At 74.1% G+C, this 18,594-nt stretch carries 15 protein-coding genes; 8 read left to right on the top strand and 7 right to left on the bottom strand.

Annotation, left to right across the window (positions count from 1 at the left end; all coding sequences use genetic code 11):
* The first annotated feature begins 47 nt into the window (after positions 1–47).
* Positions 48–1,067 carry an ATP-binding protein gene (locus O2V61_RS05525; protein WP_269182315.1) on the top strand — a complete coding sequence of 340 codons (1,020 nt, stop codon included), beginning with the start codon at positions 48–50 and terminating at the stop codon, positions 1,065–1,067.
* A 15-nt stretch (positions 1,068–1,082) separates the two neighbouring features.
* Here the strand turns inward: O2V61_RS05525 and idi are convergent, their stop codons facing one another.
* Positions 1,083–1,631 (bottom strand): isopentenyl-diphosphate Delta-isomerase, encoded by a 549-nt coding sequence (gene idi, locus O2V61_RS05520; RefSeq protein ID WP_269182314.1) that lies wholly within the window; start codon positions 1,629–1,631, stop codon positions 1,083–1,085.
* Between the two features lie 152 nt (positions 1,632–1,783).
* On the opposite strand from idi, the gene O2V61_RS05515 reads away from it, so the two are divergent.
* Entirely contained in the window at positions 1,784–4,393 is a 2,610-nt protein-coding gene (locus O2V61_RS05515; RefSeq protein WP_269182313.1) for an EAL domain-containing protein, read from the top strand.
* A 39-nt stretch (positions 4,394–4,432) separates the two neighbouring features.
* On the opposite strand, the gene O2V61_RS05510 is transcribed toward O2V61_RS05515, so the two are convergent.
* From O2V61_RS05510 to O2V61_RS05495, 4 genes are all read right to left on the bottom strand, one after another.
* Entirely contained in the window at positions 4,433–4,819 is a 387-nt protein-coding gene (locus O2V61_RS05510) for a DUF2267 domain-containing protein (protein WP_269182312.1), read from the bottom strand.
* Positions 4,820–4,884: 65 nt separating this feature from the next.
* Positions 4,885–6,015, bottom strand: a complete 1,131-nt coding sequence (locus tag O2V61_RS05505) for an enolase C-terminal domain-like protein (RefSeq protein WP_269182311.1) — start codon at positions 6,013–6,015, stop codon at positions 4,885–4,887.
* Complete coding sequence (locus O2V61_RS05500; protein ID WP_269182310.1) at positions 6,015–9,104, bottom strand: FAD-binding and (Fe-S)-binding domain-containing protein; 3,090 nt, start codon at positions 9,102–9,104, stop codon at positions 6,015–6,017. The genes O2V61_RS05505 and O2V61_RS05500 overlap by 1 nt, the downstream gene beginning before the upstream one ends.
* Positions 9,105–9,107: 3 nt before the next feature.
* Positions 9,108–10,895, bottom strand: a complete 1,788-nt coding sequence (locus O2V61_RS05495; RefSeq protein WP_269182309.1) for a thiamine pyrophosphate-requiring protein — start codon at positions 10,893–10,895, stop codon at positions 9,108–9,110.
* A 169-nt stretch (positions 10,896–11,064) separates the two neighbouring features.
* On the opposite strand from O2V61_RS05495, the gene O2V61_RS05490 reads away from it, so the two are divergent.
* Genes O2V61_RS05490 through O2V61_RS05470 form a run of 5 tightly spaced genes read left to right on the top strand, consistent with a single transcriptional unit; the run spans position 11,065 to position 15,185 of the window.
* Positions 11,065–11,295 carry a hypothetical protein gene (locus O2V61_RS05490; RefSeq protein WP_269182308.1) on the top strand — a complete coding sequence of 77 codons (231 nt, stop codon included), beginning with the start codon at positions 11,065–11,067 and terminating at the stop codon, positions 11,293–11,295.
* 6 nt (positions 11,296–11,301) lie between these two features.
* On the top strand, positions 11,302–11,745 hold the full coding sequence (locus O2V61_RS05485) for a PPC domain-containing DNA-binding protein (protein WP_269182307.1): 444 nt from the start codon (positions 11,302–11,304) through the stop codon (positions 11,743–11,745).
* A 49-nt stretch (positions 11,746–11,794) separates the two neighbouring features.
* Complete coding sequence (locus tag O2V61_RS05480) at positions 11,795–12,628, top strand: alpha/beta fold hydrolase (RefSeq protein WP_269182306.1); 834 nt, start codon at positions 11,795–11,797, stop codon at positions 12,626–12,628.
* Between the two features lie 53 nt (positions 12,629–12,681).
* A complete protein-coding gene (locus tag O2V61_RS05475) occupies positions 12,682–14,052 on the top strand; it encodes an MFS transporter (protein WP_269182305.1) in 1,371 nt (456 codons plus the stop codon).
* A gap of 53 nt (positions 14,053–14,105) precedes the next feature.
* A complete protein-coding gene (locus tag O2V61_RS05470; protein ID WP_269182304.1) occupies positions 14,106–15,185 on the top strand; it encodes an NAD-dependent epimerase/dehydratase family protein in 1,080 nt (359 codons plus the stop codon).
* Between the two features lie 94 nt (positions 15,186–15,279).
* On the opposite strand, the gene O2V61_RS05465 is transcribed toward O2V61_RS05470, so the two are convergent.
* The gene (locus tag O2V61_RS05465; RefSeq protein ID WP_269182303.1) at positions 15,280–16,434 is read right to left on the bottom strand and encodes an acyl-CoA dehydrogenase family protein; all 1,155 of its coding nucleotides are present in this window, start codon (positions 16,432–16,434) and stop codon (positions 15,280–15,282) included.
* Between the two features lie 71 nt (positions 16,435–16,505).
* Complete coding sequence (locus tag O2V61_RS05460) at positions 16,506–17,360, bottom strand: aldo/keto reductase (protein WP_269182302.1); 855 nt, start codon at positions 17,358–17,360, stop codon at positions 16,506–16,508.
* 596 nt (positions 17,361–17,956) lie between these two features.
* Between O2V61_RS05460 and O2V61_RS05455 the strand changes: the two genes are divergently transcribed.
* The gene (locus O2V61_RS05455) at positions 17,957–18,556 is read left to right on the top strand and encodes a histidine phosphatase family protein (RefSeq protein WP_269182301.1); all 600 of its coding nucleotides are present in this window, start codon (positions 17,957–17,959) and stop codon (positions 18,554–18,556) included.
* The last annotated feature ends 38 nt before the right edge of the window (positions 18,557–18,594 follow it).

The raw sequence follows: 18,594 nt of genomic DNA, 5'->3' as shown, positions 1-18,594 counted from the left end.
TCGGGCACTGGCCACTGAGTCGGAGAAGACGACGAGGAGGTGGTCCCGTGACGCAGCGCGACGAGGAGCACCAGACGTCCCCGCACCCGCGGGTCGTACAGCAGGAGGTCCAGCAGGAGGTCCAGCAGCAGGGGTACCGGCACGTCGGGCACGTGCTCCGGCCGGGCCAGGACCTGACCGGGGTGGTCGGCCACGTGCTCCGGGAGGCGCTGTCCGCAGGCGAGCCGGTGGTGGTCGCCTGCCCCGAGGCCGTGGCGAACGCCCTGGTGGAGGCCCTGCGTGGGGCGGGTGACGTGCACGTCGCACCGACCCAGCGGATCGACGACCGGCCGCCGACCGTGCTCGCCGCGATCGCCGGACTGGTCGACGAACGGGCGCCCGGCGTCGGTCGCCGGCTGCACCTGGTGACCGGGCCGGGCGGTCCCGACGCCGACCCGGCGGTGTGGGTGCAGACGGAGGCGCTGCTGAACCACGTGCTCGCCGAGCGGCCGGTCGACCACGTGTGCCTGCTGGGCCCGACCGTCGAGGGCGGTCCGGACGTCGACGCCGTCGCCGCGGCCACCCACCCCTGGCTGCTGACCGAGCACGGCGTCGTCCGCAGCCCGGCCTTCCGGGCACCCGACGAGCTGCTCCGCGAGGTCCAGCGGGCCACGGTCCCCGACCCGCTGGAGGAGACCGAGCCGACGCTGACCATGGTCGACCTCGACGACATGCGGGCCCTGCGCCGGGCGCTGCACGAGGTGCTGGCCGACAGCTCCCTGTCCGCGGACGCCGCCCAGGACTTCGTGCTGGCCATCGACGAGATCACCGCCAACGCCTCCGAGCACGGCGTCCCCCCGGTCGACGTGCGGCTGTGGTGCACCCCGGAACGGCTGCTGTGCGCCGTCACCGACCGGGGCACCGCCTTCGACGACCCGCTGGTGGGCTACGGCCCGGCGCACGGGGACATGGCGGTCGGCGGGATGGGCCTGTGGCTGGCCCGCCGTTCGGTCGACAGCCTGACCGCGACGCCGGCCGACGAGTCCGGCGACGGCTGCACCGTGCGCCTGGTCGTCAACGCGTGCTGAGGCACCGCCTCCTGATCACCCGGCGGCGGGGACGAGGCCGGCGGCCTCGATGAGCCGGGCCTGCTCCCGGCACCAGGGCGACCACGCGTCGTACTGCTGGGTCTCCTGCCGGGCGCGGAAGGTGGCCCAGTCGACCACCTCCCACTCCCCCACCTCGGTGGGTTCGGGCGCCGGCGTGCCGGCGAACCGGCCGAGGTAGACCGGGCAGATCTCGTTCTCCACGACGCCCCGGAACTCGGCCCGGTAGCGGTAGGAGGGCAGCGCCGGCCGCAGGTCGGTGACGTCGATCCCGAGTTCGTACCGGGCGCGCCGGGCGATCGCCTGCAGGTCGCCCTCGCCCGGCCCCGGGTGCCCGCAGACGGTGTTGGTCCACATCCCGGGGAAGGTGGCCTTGTCCTGTGCACGCCGGGTCACCAGCAACCGGCCGTCGTCAGCGAAGAGGTAGGCGGAGAACGCGCGGTGCAGCGGCGTCTCGCCGGTGTGCACGAGGGGCTTGGGCATGGTGCCGATCTCCTCCCCGTCCTCGTCGACCAGCACGATCAGCTCTGCCGTCGGGGATGCCACCACGCCTCCATCGTCCCCGACGGACGCGCAGTGCGCGCGTACGGGTTCCGATCGGGACCGCCTCGGACGGGTGAGTCGGCATCGTCACGCTGCGCAATCGTTTGCACACTAGCCGCGTCACCACGGCAGGCGACCTGAGAGGACCACCACGGATGAGCAGCACCACGGCACCGATCGCCGCCCTCCCCGACGTCGCCCTCCCCGACGTCGCCCTCCCCGACGTCTCCGTCCCCGACGTGGCCCTGAAGGTCGCGCTCTCCGCGGACCTGGGCCGTGTCGATGCCGGCGGGACCCTCCGCGAGCTCGCGCAGCCCGTCCACCGGGTGCCGGAGGGCGCCACCATGTCCTCGGTCGACGCGCTCTTCCGCCGCGATGCCGCCCTCCGCTGGGTCGTCGTCGACGGGCCCGGCGAACCGGTGCTGGTCAGCCGCTCCTGGTTCGAGCTGTCCATGACCGGCCGGCTGGGCTACGGCCGGCTGCTCCAGCAACGGCGCCGGGTCCGGGACGCCGCACCGCCGGACACGCTGCGGTACCCCGCCGACTGCCCGGTCGCCCGCGCGGCCGCCGCCGTCATCCACCGGCGCGCCGCAGGTGAGGACCTGCTCGACGGTGTGCTCGTCTCCTGGCCCGACGGCCGGCTGGGCGTCGCACCGGTGACCGCCGTGTTCGAGCAGCTCGCGCAGGAGTACGCCTACCAGGCCCTGCACGACCCGCTCACCGGGCTGCCGAACCGGCTGTTCCTGCTCGAGCGGCTGCGGCAGGCGGTCTGCCCGGGGTCCTCGGCTGTCCTGTTCGTCATCGACCTGGACCGGTTCAAGGACATCAACGACCACCTCGGCCACGCGGCCGGGGACGACGTGCTGACCGACTTCGCGCAACGGTTGCGCACCGTGGCCCGCAGCGAGGACCTGGTGGTCCGGCTCAACGGCGATGAGTTCGCGCTGCTGACGCCGCCGCTGACCACCGCGCAGAGCACCGCGCTCGCGGAGCGGATCGTGCTCACCGCGGCAGCGCCGTTCGTCGTCTCCCCGCGGAGCGCCGACCGGGACGCCGAGCAGCTGGTCAGCCTCGGGGCGAGCGTCGGGGTGGCCGGCTGCACGGCGGAGGTGCACTCGCCGGACGAGCTGCTGCACCGGGCGGACCTGGCGTTGCTCCGGGCGAAGTCACTGGGCCGTGGCCGGGTCGCGCACTTCGGCACGGAGCTGCTGGAGGACGCCGAGACGACCGATGCGGTGCGTGCTCGACACCGGATGGAGCGGCGGCTGCGGCTGGCGATCGAGTCCCGGTCGCTCTCGCTGCACTACCAGCCCGTCGTCACGCTGCCGTCCGGCCAGGTGACCGGGGTGGAGGCGCTGGCCCGCTGGGAGGACGACGAGCTCGGCCGGGTGGCCCCGGACCAGTTCATCCCGCTCGCCGAGCAGACCGGCCTGGTCGTCGACCTCGGGCGGTGGGTCCTGCAGACGGCCTGCCGCGAGGCCGCCGGGTGGCCGGCCGGGCCCTCCGGAGTCCCCCCGACCGTGGCCGTCAACGTCTCCCCGGTGCAGCTGGCCCAGCGGGGCTTCATCGACGACGTGACGCAGGCGCTGAACGACAGCGGGCTGGCTCCGGACCGGTTGTGCCTGGAGATCACCGAGACCGCGGCGATCACCGACCTCACCGCCACCGCGGCGCGGCTCACCCAGGTGCGTGACCTCGGCGTGCGGCTGGCGCTGGACGACTTCGGCGCCGGGCACTCCGCGCTGACCCTGCTGCGCGCGCTGCCGGTGCACCTGGTCAAGATCGACCGCTCCTTCATCGAGCGGGTCGCCAGTGACACCGCCGACGCCGTGCTGGTCCGGCTGGTCATCGAGGCGGCACACAGCCTGGGCCGCCGGGTCTGCGCCGAGGGCGTGGAGACCGCCGAGCAGGCACAGCAGCTGATCTCGATGGGGTGCGACTCGGCGCAGGGCTGGCTGTTCGGCCGCCCGGAGCCGGCGTCGCCCCGGCTCGCCGCGCTGCTCACCGCCCGCGCGCGGGCGGAGCCGCTGGCCACGGACGCCGTGCTGCCGCTGGGCGGCAGCGACGAGCTCGTCCTGGTGACCACGCCGGAGCGGGTCATCACCTACGCCTCGGCCAGCAGCGGGCCGATCCTCGGCTGGCTGCCGCAGGAGATGGTGGGCATGTCCGTGGCCGACTTCATGCACCCCGAGGACGTCGCCCGGGTCAGCGCGGACGCCGAACTCGCTGCCCGGTTCACCACCGGCACGGGCGTGCACCGGGTGCTGCACCGGGACGGCAGCGTCCGCTGGCTGGAGAGCGACACCCGGCGGCTGGCCGCCGATGACGGCACGGTCCGGGAGGTGCTGTCGGTCTCCCGGGACGTCACCGCCACCGTCGAGGCCCGGCGGGACCTGGCCGACAGCGAGCTGATGTTGCGGCACGCCTTCGACGACGCCCCGATCGGGATGACGCTGACCCGGATGGACGGCTCGCTGGTGCGGGTGAACAAGTCCTTCGCGGCGCTGCTGGGCACGACGACCGAGGCGCTCCCCGCCTGCCGCGTCCAGGACCTGACCTCCGCGGACGGCCGGGCAGCGGTCGACGCGCTGTTCACCGAGTTCATCGGCGTCACCGAGCTCTCCACCCGCTTCCGGCACGCCGACGGCAGCGAGGTGCCGGTGCTGGTGCGTGTCTCGGTGGTCCACGACCAGGCCGGGGAGCCGACGTCGGTCTTCGCCCACGTCCTGCCCGAGCCGGCGCCGGCCCCCGTCACCGCGACGTGAGCCGCGGGCGTTGAGCCGGACCGCCGGCGGGCCGCCGGGTCAGTGCTGGGCGTTCTCGGTGTGCATCAGGTCGCCGTAGTCGGCGGGCAGCTGGTCCAGCACGTGCAGGTACTCGGCCCCCACCGCCTCCCGGAGGGCCGCGGTGACCGCGCGCGCGTGCTGGCGCGCCTGCTCGGGCGTGCAGCCCCGCCCCTCGGCGTCGGCCACCCGGCGGTAGAACTCCGCCAGGTCGAAGCGCTCGGCCGACCCGTCGGTCGGGACGGCGCCGGCCAGCTCCCCCGGCAGCTGCGCCGCCAGGTCGGTCGCCTCGGTGGACAACCGCTGGCCCAGCACCATGAGGGTGGCCCGGACCGCCTGCCGGGCGTGCTCGTGGTCGGGGATGCCGGCGGACTCCTGCACGGCGGAGACGAACTCGTGTTCCTGCATCGGTCGTTCCTCCTCGTTCCTCGGATGACGCGCCCGCGAGGTCCGCGGGCGCCGGACCGCACCGGTCAGCCGATGCGGAGGTCCTCGACGTCCTCGGTGCGCAGCGAGAGCCCCAGCCCGGGGGCGTCAACCGGCGGCCGGACGCGACCGCGCACCGGCTCGACGACGCCGTCGAAGAGCCGTCGCTCGAACCGCTCGTGGTCGTGGAACCACTCCAGGTGCCGCAGGTTCGGCGTCGCCTGTCCCAGGTGCACGTGCAGGGCGGGCACGCAGTGCGAGGAGACCTCCAGCTGGTGCCCGGCGGCCACCGCGCAGGCCCGGAGCCACTCGGTCACCCCGCCGCACCGGCTGGCGTCCACCTGCAGGCAGTCGACCGCACCGGCACCGCAGAGGGCGGCGAAGTCGGGCAGCCGGGCGCCGTACTCCCCGGCGGCGACGTCGCAGTCCAGGCTCTCGCGGACCAGCCGCAGCCCGGCCAGGTCGTCGGAGGAGACCGGCTCCTCGAACCAGACGACGCCGAGGTCGTCGAGCTCCCGGCCGACCCGGACCGCCTGCTTCGCCGTGTAGCCACCGTTGGCGTCGACGAGCAGGGCGACGTCGTCCCCCAGCACCTCGCGGGCCAGCCGGGTGCGGGCGAGGTCCCGTGGCACCGCCGTCCCCCACGACTCCCCGATCTTGATCTTCCCCTGGTCGTGGCCGCGGTCCAGCCAGCCGCGGAGCTGCTCGCGGGTGGCGGCGTCGTCGTAGCTGGTGAAGCCGCCGCTGGCGTAGACGGCGGCGTCCGGGCGCACCGCACCCAGCAAGCCCGCGAGCGGGACGTCGAGCAGCCGCGCCTTCAGGTCCCACAGGGCGACGTCCACCGCCGAGATCGCCATCGCCACCAGGCCCGGCGCGCCGGCGTTGCGGACCGCCCGCGCCATGTCGAACGCCGCGGCCGGCGGGTCGAGCACCGGGCAGCCGAGCACCACCTCGGCCAGCAGGCTGCGGACCACCGCCGCGGCCGAGTCGTCGGCATAGGTCCAGCCGACCCCGGTGCCGCCGCCACCGGAGGCGTGCACCACGACGGCGGTGGTGGCGTCCCAGCTGAGGGTCCCGTCCGCCTCCGGGCGGTCCGTCGGCAGCCGGTAGACGGCGACCTCCAGGCCGTCGACCCGCGGGTCCGACGGCGTCCCGCGCTCCCCCGGTCGCGCGGGCATCAGCCGCGCACCCGGCGCAGTCCGGTGGCCGCCGCGGCCAACCCCACGCCGGCCGCGGCGGCCAGGACCGCGCCCTGGGCGGTCCGGCCGGGCGGCCGCGGGCGGTCGGCCAGCACCTGCTCGGGGTGCTCGGCCAGCTGCGCCCCCTCGACCAGGCCGGCCAGCGCTTCGGCGGAGTGCACCGCGCGCCGTCCGGTGTCGCCCTGCTCGATCTGGGTGCGGCAGCTGAAGCCGTCCGCCAGCACCACCGCCCGGGGGTCGCCGTCGCGCACGGCCGGCAGCAGCACCTGCTCACCGCACGCCATCGAGACCTCGTGGTGGCCCTGCTCGAACCCGAAGTTCCCGGCGAGCCCGCAGCACCCGGAGTCCAGCACGTCGGCGTCGAAGCCGGCCTTGGCCAGCAGTTCGCGATCCGCGTCGAACCCCATGATCGAGTGCTGGTGGCAGTGGGTCTGCACCATCGCCGCCCGCTCGGCCGCCGGCGGGGCCCAGTCCGGGGCCCGCTCGGCGAGCAGCTCGGCGAGGGTCCGGGTGTTCTCGGCGAGCCGGCGCACGTCGTCGTCGTCGGGGAGGAGCTCGGGGGCGTCGGCCCGGAACACCGCGGTGCAGCTGGGCTCCAGCCCGACCACCGGCACCCCGTCCCGCACCGCGGGGCCGAGCGCCTGCGCCGTGCGCCGCAGCACCCGGGCGGCCACGCCCAGCTGGCCGGTGGAGATCCAGGTCAGGCCGCAGCAGAGCTCCTGCTCGGGCAGCCGCACCCGGAAGCCGGCGTCCTCCAGCACCGTGACCGCCGCCCGGCCGATGGCCGGGTGGAAGAACTCGGTGAAGGTGTCCGGCCACAGCAGCACCTCACCGCGCCGGCCGTCCCCGCGCGGTCCGCGCTCCCGGTACCAGTGGGTGAACCGCTCGTGCGCGAACAGCGGCAGCTCCCGCTCGGGGGTGAGCCCGCCGGCGGCCTGCGCCAGCCGGCGCAGCCCCGTGGTCTGGGTCGCGACGTTCACCAGCCCGGGAGCCAGCGCCGCGACGCGGGCCACCAGCGGCAGCCAACCCAGCGAGTAGTGGGTGCGCGGACGCACCCGGCCGGCGTAGTGGTGGGACAGGAACTCCGCCTTGTAGGTCGCCATGTCGACGTCGACCGGGCAGTCGCTCGTGCAGCCCTTGCAGGCCAGGCAGAGGTCCAGCGCGTCCCGGACGGCGGTCGAGCGCCACCGGTCCCGGATGACGTCGCCGCGGAGCATCTCGAACAGCAGCCGGGCCCGACCCCGGGTGGAGTGCACCTCGTCGCCGGTGACCTGGTAGCTCGGGCACATCACCGCGCCCTCGGCCCCCTCGCCCAGCTGGGCCCGGCACTTGCCGACGCCGACGCAGCGGGCTGAGGCCTGCGCGAAGGAGCCGCCGTCCTCGGGGTAGCCGAAGGTGACCTCCGGCTCCCAGGCGGGGAAGGCGGGGATGAGCCGCAGGTCCGCGTCCAGCGGCCGGGAGCGGACGACCTTGCCCGGGTTCATCCGGTTCTCCGGGTCGAACAGCTGCTTCATCTGCTCGAACGCCCCGATCAGCTCCGGGGGGAACATCCGGTCGAGCAGCTCACCCCGGACCTGCCCGTCGCCGTGCTCGCCGGACAGCGAGCCGCCGTACCGGCTGACCAGGTCGGCGGCCTCCTCCAGGAAGGCCCGGTAGCCCGCGGCGCCGCCGGGGGAACCGAGCTCGAAGGGGATGCGCAGGTGCACGCAGCCGTGCCCGAAGTGCCCGTACGTAGACGCCGGGGTCAGCCCGTGCCGGTCCAGCAGGTCCCGCAGCTCCTCCAGGTAGGGCCCCAGGTCCTCCGGCGCCACCGCGGAGTCCTCCCAGCCGGGCCAGGTGTCGCGCCCGCTCGGCGGGTGCGCCGTGGCGCCGAGCCCGGCCTCCCGGAACGCCCAGAGGTCGGCCTGCTCCGCAGGGTCGTCGAGCACCAGGACCGACGGCGGTTCCGGCGCCGCGCAGACGTCGGCGACCAGGCCGTCCATCCGCCGGCCGAGCTCGTCGGGATCGTCGTCGGCGAGCTCGACGAGCAGCCAGCCGTCCCCCTCGGGCAGCTTCTCCAGCGCCCGCGGGTTCATGCCCTCCTCGGCCTGGTTCCGGCGGAGGACGTCGTCGACGCCCTCCAGCCGGTGCGGCCGCCAGGGCAGCACCCGGGTGACCTCCCGGCCGGCGGTCACCACGTCCGGGTACCCGAGCACGGCCAGCCGCCGGTGCCCGGGCAGCTCGGCGAGCTGCAACTCCGCGCGCAGGACGGTCACCAGCGTGCCCTCGCTGCCGACCAGCGCCCGGGCCAGGTCGAAGCCGTTCTCCGGCAGCAGCGAGTCCAGGTTGTAGCCCGACACCCGCCGCGGGATCTGCGGGAAGCCGGTCCGGATCCGGGCCAGGTGCTCGTCCCGCAGCTCGCGGAGACCCCGGTACACCTCGGCCGGGCGCCCGCCGGCCTCGACGACATGGGCGTACTCCTCGTCCGACGTGGGGCCCACCCACATCCGGGTGCCGTCGGCCAGCAGCACCTCCAGCCGGGACACCCTGTCCACGGCCTTGCCGTAGACCTGCGCCGACGACCCGCACGCGTTGTTCCCGAGCATCCCGCCGACCGTGCAGGTCCAGTGGGTCGCCGGCTGCGGCCCCCAGGTCAGCCCGTGCTCGGCCAGCCGGCCGTCGAGGTGGTCGAGCACCATGCCCGGCTCCACGATGCAGGTCCGGCGGTCGACGTCCAGCGACTCCAGCCGGTTGCAGTGCCGGCTCCAGTCCAGGACGACGGCGGCGTTCGTGGTCTGGCCGGACAGGCTGGTCCCGCCGCCGCGGGACAGCAGCGGGACCCGGTGCTCGCGGCAGACCGCCGCCGCCTCGACGGCGTCCTCCACCGTGCGGGGCTCGACCACGCCCAGCGGCGGGACGCGGTAGTTCGACGCGTCCGTGGAGTAGGCGCCCCGGGTGCCGGCGTCGAACCGCACCTCGCCGTCGACCCGGCGGGACAGCTCCGCCTCGAGGGCGGCGACGTCGACGTCCTGCCGACCGGCCGGGCTCGGCCACACGGTGCGCGGATCGGGGAGATCGGTGGTGGCCACGGCTCAGCTCCGGTGCGGCAGGAACTCCTGGATCTTGGTCTTGGCGCCCTGCTTGACCACTCCCCAGGCGTTCTCGTCGCCCTTGAACAGCGACTTGGCGGTCTCGGTCATCTGCTCGAGCGTCGCGTGCGGCGGGATCGGGGGGACGTCCCCGTCGCACAGCACGTCGATCACCGCCGGCTTCCCGACGGCCAGCGCCCGGTCCCAGGCGGGACCGATCTGGTCGGGGTCGTCGACGGTGATGGCCTCGAACCCCAGCCCGGCGGCGAAGGCCGCGTAGGAGACGTCCGGGAGGGTCTGGGACTCCGCCAGCTTCGGCTCGCCGCCCATGGCCCGCATCTCCCAGGTCACCTGGTTGAGGTCGTTGTTGTGCAGCACCGCCACGACCAGCCGCGGGTCGGTCCACTCGTGCCAGTAGCGGGCGATCGTGAGGAGCTCGGCCATGCCGTTCATCTGCATCGCGCCGTCACCGGCGAAGGCGATGACCGGCCGGTCGGGGTTCCCGAACTTGGCGCCGATGCCGTAGGGCACGGCCGGCCCCATGGTGGCCAGGGTGCCGGAGAGCGACCCCCGGTTGTCCGGACCGAAGCGCACGTGCCGGGCGTACCAGTTCGCCGCCGAGCCGGAGTCCGCGGTGAGGATCGCGTTGCCGGGCAGCCGGTCGTTCAGCTCCCAGAACAGCCGCATCGGGTTGACCGGGTCGGCGTCGGTCATCGCCCGCATGTGGATGGTCTCCCACCACCGCCGGACGCCGTCCTCGATGCCCTCTCGCCAGGACCGGTCCTGCTTGCGCTGCAGCAGCGGGATCAGCGCCCGCAGCGTGGCCGCCGCGTCGCCGACGAGGTTGAGCTCGTAGGGGTAGCGCATCCCGATGTACTTGGCATCGTGGTCGATCTGCACGCCGCGGGCCTGGTCGTACTCGGGGAAGAACTCGCTGTAGGGCAGGTTCGAGCCCACCGTCAGCAGGGTGTCGCAGTCCTTCATCATGTCCCAGGTCGGGCGGGTGCCCAGCAGCCCGATCGCCCCGGTGACGAACGGCAGGTCGTCGGGGAGCACGTCCTTGCCCAGCAGCGCCTTGGCCACGCCGGCGCCCAGCAGGTCGGCGACCTCGATCACCTCGGCGCGGGCGCCCCGGGCACCCTGCCCGACGAGCATCGCCACCTTCTCGCCTGCGTTCAGCAGGTCGGCGGCGGCGCGGATCGAGGGGTCGTCGGGGGTCACCTGCGGCGTGGAGGTGTGCACGCCGGCCGAGGGCACCATCTTGTGCTCGTGCGTCGGCGGGCTGTAGTCCAGCTCCTGCACGTCCGCCGGGATGATGATCGCCGTCGGCGCGTGCTCGGCGGCTGCGATCCGCATGGCCCGGTCCAGGACGTTGGGCAGCTGCTCGGGGACGTTGACCACGTGCACGTAGTGGTGGGCGACGTCCTTGAACAGCGACAGCAGGTCGACCTCCTGCTGGTAGGAGCCGCCCATGGCGCTGCGGTCGGTCTGCCCGACGATCGCGACGACCGGCACGTGGTCGAGCTTGGCGTCGTAGAGGCCGTTGAGCAGGTGGATGGCGCCCGGGCCGGAGGTGGCCAGGCAGACCCCGACGCGACCGGTGAACTTGGCGTACCCGACCGCCTCGAAGGCGGACATCTCCTCGTGCCGGGACTGGATGAACTGCAGGTGGTCCTGCTTCCCGAACGACGCCAGGATCCCGTTGATCCCGTCCCCCGGGTAGGCGAAGACCTTGTCCACGTCCCACTCGTGCAGTCGTTCCAGCAGGACGTCAGCGACAGTGCGACTCATGGCGAGATCCCCTCGCGTCGACTTCATCGTCCTCCGCCCGCGTACCCCTGACCCGGGACAGAAAACGACGACGGACCCGACATCGGGCCGACCGCGGTCAGTTGTTCGTGCGGAGATCTCGGGGTAGGGATGAGTGGTCCAGATCACACACGGAACGGAGGGCCACGCCATGAGCACCCACGAGACCGGCAACGTCACCGGCACCGCTGACGAGGACTACAACCTGCTCTGGTTCACCCAGGCCAGCCTGGACAACGCGCTGCGCCTGGAGACCTACGTCCAGGATGCCGAACGCGCCGGCGACTCCGAGCTGGCGGAGTTCTTCCGCAAGGCGCAGCACGAGAGCCGCAAGGGTGGCGAGCAGGGCAAGGCCATGCTGCGTGCCCGGCTGGGCGGCTGACGCCACGTGCGGACACGACTGCTCACCGACGGCCCGCCACGGCAGCACGCCGTCGTCTTCGCCACCGACGACGAGGTCGTGGCCGGGCTCGCCGGCTGGGCCGAGGAGAACGACCTGCCGGGCAGCTCCTTCACCGGCATCGGCGCCTTCTCCTCGGCGACGCTCGGCTTCTACGATCTCGACGAGCAGGAGTACGCCGAGATCCCGGTGTCCGACCAGGTCGAGGTGCTCACCCTGGCCGGCGACATCACCCGGGACGGTGAGGGCGGCTGGCAGGTGCACGCGCACGTCGTGTGCGGCCGCCGGGACGGGTCGACCGTCGGCGGGCACCTGCTCCGCGCGGTGACCCGCCCGACCCTCGAGGTGGTCGTCACGACCGGCGCCCAGCACCTGCAACGCCGGCACGACCCAGGCTCAGGCCTGGCACTGATCGACCCGGACGCCTCCTGACGAGCTGTTCGGCGCGTGCACCCCGGGCGGAGCGGGCAGTGAGCCGGTCATGGACACCTTCCGGCACGGCGACCTGGTCTTCGACGTCCGCGACTCCGGGCCGGCCGACGGCGAGCCCGTCGTCCTGCTGCACGGCTTCCCGCAGGACGCCGGCGCCTTCGACCGGCTGAGCCCGGCGCTGCACCAGGCCGGGCTGCGCACGCTCGCCCCCGACCAGCGCGGGTACTCCCCCGGCGCCCGGCCCACGGGGCGCGCGGCCTACCGGCTGCGGGCGGTCGTCGACGACGTGCTGGCGCTGCTGGACGCCGCCGGCCTCCCCAGCGTGCACGTCGTCGGCCACGACTGGGGCGGGATCGCGGCGTGGGCGCTGGCGGCCTGGCACCCCTGGCGGGTGCGCACGCTGACCGCCCTGTCGGTGCCGCACCCGGCGGCGATGACGCAGGCCCTGGGGCACAGCGACCAGGCGGTGCGGTCCGCCTACGTCGGGTTCTTCCAGCTGCCCGCCGTCCCGGAGGCCACCCTGCTGGCCGGCCGGGGTGCGCTGCTGCGCCGGACGCTCGGCCAGGGCGGACTGCCGGCCGACCTGGTCGACCGCTACGTGGCCCGGATGCGCCAGCCGGGCGCGCTCACCGCGGCGCTGAACTGGTACCGCGCGCTGCCCCTCGCCGGCGGTGCACCGGTGGGCCCGGTGAGCGTGCCCACGCTGCACGTCTGGGGCGCCCAGGACCCCTACCTGGGCCGCGCCGCGACCGAGGCGACCGCTGCGTTCGTCACCGCCGCGTACGCCCTGGAGGTGCTCGAGGACGTCGACCACTGGATCCCCGAGCTGGCCGCCGAACGGACGGCGGAGCTGATCACCGCGCACGTGCGCACGGCCGGCTGACACCTGCCGGGAGCCGTGACTAGACCGCTGCACCCCGGGGGTAGGCGTCGGGGATGAGTGCCGATCACCGGACCGAGCACACGTCGACCGCGTCCTCCCTCACCCGGGCCGAGCGGCTGGACCGGCTCCCCGTCACCCGGGAGCACCGCAAGCTCGTCGTCGGGTCCGGCATCGGCTGGGCCCTGGACGCGATGGACGTCGGCCTCATCTCCTTCGTGATGGCAGCGCTGGCCGTGCAGTGGTCCCTCACTCCGACCGAGCTGTCCTGGATCGGCTCGATCGGCTTCGTCGGGATGGCGCTGGGCGCCACGCTGGGCGGACTGCTCGCCGACCGGATCGGACGGCGCCAGGTGTTCGCGCTGACCCTGCTGGTCTTCGGTCTGGCGACCGGAGCGGCCGCGCTGGCCTGGTCGGTCGGTGCGCTGCTGGTGTTCCGCTTCCTCATCGGCCTCGGGCTGGGTGCCGAGCTGCCGGTGGCGTCCACCCTGGTCAGCGAGTTCGCGCCGACGCGGGTGCGCGGCCGGGTGGTCGTGGCCCTGGAGGCGTTCTGGGCGGTCGGCTGGCTGCTCGCCGCCCTGATCGGCTACTTCGTGGTGCCGCGCAGCGACGCCGGCTGGCGCTGGGCGTTCGCGCTCGGGGCGGCCCCCGCCCTGTACGCCATCGTCGTCCGGCGGGGGCTGCCGGAGTCGGTCCGGTTCCTGGAGCTGCGTGGCCGGGAAGCGGAGGCCGAGGCGGCCGTGCGTCGCTTCGAGCGGTCGGCCGGCGTCGCGGCGGTGCCCTCGCCGGTGCCCGCACCGAGCACCCCGCCCGGGCCCCGGGCGCTGTGGGCTGCCGGCACCCGGCGGCGCACCGCCGCGCTGTGGACGGTCTGGTTCGGGATCAACTTCGCCTACTACGGCGCCTTCATCTGGCTGCCCACCCTGCTGGTCGAGTCCGGGTTCTCGCTGGTCCGGTCCTTCGGGTTCACCCTGCTGATCACGCTGGCGCAACTCCCCGGCTATGCCGTCGCCGCGTTCCTCATCGAACGGTGGGGACGCCGGCCCACGCTGGCCGCCTTCCTGGTCGGGTCCGCGGTCGGCGCGGGGCTGTTCGCCGGAGCGGCCGGGGAGACCGCCGTGCTGGTCACCGGGATGGTGCTGTCCTTCTTCAACCTGGGTGCCTGGGGAGCCCTGTACGCAATCACCCCGGAGGTCTACCCGACCGCCCTGCGGGCCACCGGCGCCGGAGCTGCGGCCGGGTTCGGCCGGATCGCCTCGATCGCCGCGCCGCTGAGCGTCCCGCCGCTGCTCGCCGCCGGCGGGACCGGTCTGGTGTTCGGCACGTTCGCCGCGTTCTTCCTGATGGCCGCGGTCGCGACCTGGGGACTGCCGGAGCTGCGCGGGATGGCGCTGGACGATCGGGCAGCCGAGGTCGCGCAGCACTGATCGTCCGGGCAGGTGACGGGTGACGGCGGGGTGGTAAGGGTAGCGCCGAGAGCATGGCTGAGCTGAACAGCGGACTCCTCCCGGGCATGACCGTGGCGATCACCGGCGCGAGCGGCAACGTGGGGACGGCGGTGCTGCGCGCCCTCGCCGACAGTGGGGTGGCCGAGGTGCGGGGGCTGGCCCGCCGCCGTCCACCGGAGGAGGAGCCCTACGCCGGGGTGCGGTGGTTCCGCGCCGACCTGGGCTCCGCGGACAGCGAGGCGGTGCTGGCCGAGTTCCTGGACGGCGTCGACGCCGTCGTCCACCTGGCCTGGGCGCTGATCCCGGACCGGGAGCCCGACGTGCTGCACGCGGTGAACGTCGAGGGCACCCGCCGGGTGCTCTCCGCCGCCGGTGCCGCCGGCGTCCGGCACGTGGTGCACATGTCCTCGATCGGCACCTACGCCGCGGGCCCGCAGACGCACCCGGTGCGCGAGGACTGGCCCGCCACCGGCGTCCCCAGCTCCCAGTACAGCCGGCAGAAGGTGCAGTGCGAGCAGTTCGTGCAGGACTTCGACGCCGCGCACCCCGACACGACCGTGTCGGTGACCCGCCCGACACTGGTGCTGCAGCCCGATGCGGCCAGTGAGATCGGCCGGTACTTCCTCGGCCCCGTCTTCTTCCCGGCCGCGCGAGCCCTGCCCGGGGCGGTGGCCAAGCTGCTCCCCCTGCCGTTGCCGAGCTCCCTGCACCTCGGCTTCGTGCACGCCGACGACGTCGCCGACGCGATCGCCCGGATCCTCGACCGCCGGGCGCCCGGGGCGTTCAACCTCTCCGCCCCGCCCAACTTCGACGCCGACGGGCTGGCCGGCGCCCTGGGCGTGCGGCGGGTGCCGGTGCCCGCCCCGGTGCTGCGCACCGGCATGCAGGCGGCGTTCCTCGCCCGTCTGCTGCAGATCGAGCCCGGCTGGCTGGACCTGGGGCTGGGCGTGCCGCCGCTGGACACCACGCGCGCCCGTACCGAGCTGGAGTGGGTCGCCCGGCACCGCGGCGGCGACCTGCTGCGCGAGTTCGTGGCCGCACTCAGCAAGGGCCAGGGCCACACCGGCCCGCTGCTGCACGCCGGCACCGGCCCCGAGCACACCCCCGCGTAGCCGCCGCCCCCCGTCATGGGCATAGGAGGCTTTTCACCCAGTCTGCGCGTGCAAACCGGGTGAAAAGCCTCCTATGCCTGGTGAGCGGGGGCGCTCAGCTCCGGGGCATGCCGGCGGCGCGGAGCAGCGCGTTCCCGATGATCACCTTCTGGACCTCGCTGGTGCCCTCGTACAGCCGGTAGAGCCGGGCGTCGCGGTAGAAGCGCTCGACCGGGGTGCTGCGCAGGTAGCCCAGCCCGCCGTGCACCTGCACCGCACGGTCGGTGGCCCGGCCGACCATCTCGCTGCAGAACAGCTTCGCGGCGGAGGGGCCGACCGAGGTGTCCTCGCCCGAGTCGTACCGGGCGGCCACGTCGACCACCATGCTGCGGGCGGCCAGCAGCTCGGTGTGCATGTCCGCGAGCATCGCCTGCACCAGCTGGAACCGGCCGATCGGCGCCCCACCCTGCTTCGCGGTGGCGGCGTAGGCGACGGACTCGTCGAGCACCCGCTGCGCCATCCCCACGCACAGCGCGGCGATGTGCAGCCGCCCGCGGGACAGCACGGTCAGCGCCTTGGCGTAGCCGCGGCCCTCCTCACCGATCAGCGCCCCGGCGTCGACCCGGGCGTCGTCGAAGAAGACCTCGGCGGTCCAGGCGCCGGACTGCCCCATCTTCTTGTCCTTCGGCCCGACCGTGACCCCGGGGGCGGTGGCGTCCACGACGAAGGTGGAGATGCCCCGGCCACCGCGCTCCGCCGGGTCGGTGCGGGCGAAGACGACGAAGAGGTCGGCGATCGGCGCGTTGGTGATGTAGCGCTTCCCGCCGCTGATCACCCACCCGTCGCCGTCCCGGCGGGCGGTGGTGCGCAGGCCGGCCGGATCGGAGCCGGCCTCGGCCTCGGTGAGCGCGAAGGAGCCGATCAGCTCACCCGCCGCCAGCCGCGGCAGGTACGTCTTCTGCTGCTCCTCGCTGCCGAACTTGGCGATCACCTGCCCGGCGATGCCGTTGTTGGTGCCGAACAGCGACCGGAACGCCGGCGTCGTGTAGCCGAACTCGAAGGCCAGCTGGACGTCCTCGCTCATGGTGACGCCGAGGCCGCCGTGCTCCTCGGGCAGCGCGTAGCCGAAGAGCCCCATCTCGGCGGCGGCGCTGCGCAGCTCGTCGGGGATCCGGTCATCGAGGTCGATCTCCTCCTCGCGAGGGACGACCACCTCCCGGACCAACTGCCGGACGGCGTCCTTGACCTGGCGGAAGACATCGTTGTCCATGCCGACATGCTGGACCCCCGGCCGCCAGGAACGCGACCGGGGGTCCAGCACACCGTCGTCCTCGGCGAGCACTACGCGAGGGCGTCGAGCCGGGCCATCTCGTCGGCGGAGAGCGTGAGCTGCGCGGCGCCGAGGTTCTCGGTCAGGTGGTCGATCGACTTGGTGCCCGGGATCGGCAGGATCACCGGGGACTTCTGCAGCAGCCAGGCCAGCGCGACCTGCGACGGGGTGGCGTCGAGCTCCTTGGCCACGGCCGCGACCGGGCTGTCCGGCTTGGCCAGGTCGCCGGTGGCGATGGGGAACCACGGGATGAAGGCGATGCCCTCGGCCTCCGCGTAGTCCAGCACGTCCTGGGACTGCCGGTTGGTCAGGTTGTAGAGGTTCTGCACGCTGACGATCTCGGTGATCGCGCGGGCGGCCTCCAGCTCCTCGACGGAGACCTCGGAGACGCCGATGTGGCGCACCTTGCCCTGCTCCTTGAGGTCGGCGAAGGCGCCGAGCTGGTCGGCGAGCGGCACCTGCGGGTCGATGCGGTGCAGCTGGATCAGGTCGATCCGGTCGACCTTCAGGTTGCGCAGCGAGAGCTCGACCTGCTGGGTGAGGTACTCGGGGCGCCCGCAGATCGGCCACACGCCGGGCCCGGTCCGGGTCAGGCCGGCCTTCGTGCCGATGACCAGGCCGTCGGGGTAGGGGAACGCCGCCTCGGCGATGATCTGCTCGCTGACCTGCGGGCCGTAGGAGTCGGCGGTGTCGATGAAGTCGACCCCCGCCTCGATCGCGGCCTGCACGACCTTGATCGCGCCGGGCCGGTCGGCCGGCTCGTCCCAGACACCGGGGCCGGTGAGCTGCATGGCGCCGTAGCCGAGGCGGTGGACGGTCAGGTCCCCACCGAGGTCGAAGGTCTGCGGGGTGGTGGCGGTGGTCATGGGTCCTCCTGCGCATCGGGTGTCCGGTGCCCGCGGCCGTGCCAGCGGGTCGTGTTGTGCACAAGGTGTCCCGTTCGTCGACCCTTCCCGACTCCGCCGACTGTGACCGGCCCCACCCGCCGTCCCCCGGCGACGACCGGCACCCGCGACTGGAGGACGGTGGCCCGGCGCAACGAGGTGGGCTGGTGCAGCGACGGCCAGCCCGGACGACGAGGCTGCCGCTCCTCCTGCTGGCCGCGTTTGGACCGCCGCGCTGCGCCAGCAGGTCGCCCGGCCCGCCCCGCGTGCACGGCATGTCCTGCGCGGCCGCCGGGGCCAGCTCCGCACTGTTCCCTCGCGATCGTGCGCCGTCCCGGGACCGACCGAGAACCGCCGGCTCTCGGCGATGGTGCAAGGTGGTGGCCACGTCGCCGCGGCGACGGGGCCCCTGGTGCTGAGCACGGTGCACGAACGCAGCGGTGGCTGGCGCGCGCCGCTGCTGGCCATCCTGGGCTCCGTCATCGTCAGGGCAGTGGCCGGCACGGCATCCGCCGGTGGCCGGACCGAGAGAGCAACCGAGGCGGGGCCGGCACCGGTCCCCGCGGGGAAGGAACACCGTGGGTGAGCTGGTGGTCGTCCGGCACGGACAGACCGAGTGGAGCGCGAGCGGGCAGCACACCGGCCTGACCGACCTGCCGCTGTTGCCGAACGGCGAGGACGACGGTCGGCGGCTGCACTCGGTGCTCGAGCAGCGGGAGATCACGCACGCCTTCGTCAGCCCGCTGGTCCGGGCCCGGCACACCGCCGAGCTCGCCGGGCTGTTCGAGGGCGGCATCGACGCCCGGCTGGAGCCCGACCTCGTCGAGGTGGACTACGGCGGCTGGGAGGGGCTGACGACGCCGGAGATCAGCGAGCGGGTCGGCCGGTCCTGGTCGCTGTGGCACGACGGCACGGTGCCCGGCGACTCCCCGGGCGAGACGCTGGCGCAGGTGGCCGAGCGGGTCGACCGGGTGCTGGAGAAGGCCCGCCCGCTGCTGGCCGACGGCGATGTCGCTCTGGTGGCGCACGGCCACGTGCTCCGGGTCCTCGCTGCCCGCTGGATCGGGTTCGGCCCGGAGCAGGGCGCGCTGTTCCCGCTCGCCACCGGCCGGTACGGCACGCTCGGGTTCGAGCACGAGTGGCCCGCACTGACCAGCTGGAACGCCGGCTGCCCCTGATCCGCCGCCCGCGCCCGCACGCCCCCCGGGATCAGGTG

This window comes from Modestobacter sp. VKM Ac-2985 (genome assembly GCF_026967925.1).
Classification (GTDB): Bacteria; Actinomycetota; Actinomycetes; order Mycobacteriales; family Geodermatophilaceae; genus Modestobacter.
Note: the sequence above shows the minus strand (reverse complement) of the source record. Positions and strands in the feature narration are given on the sequence as shown.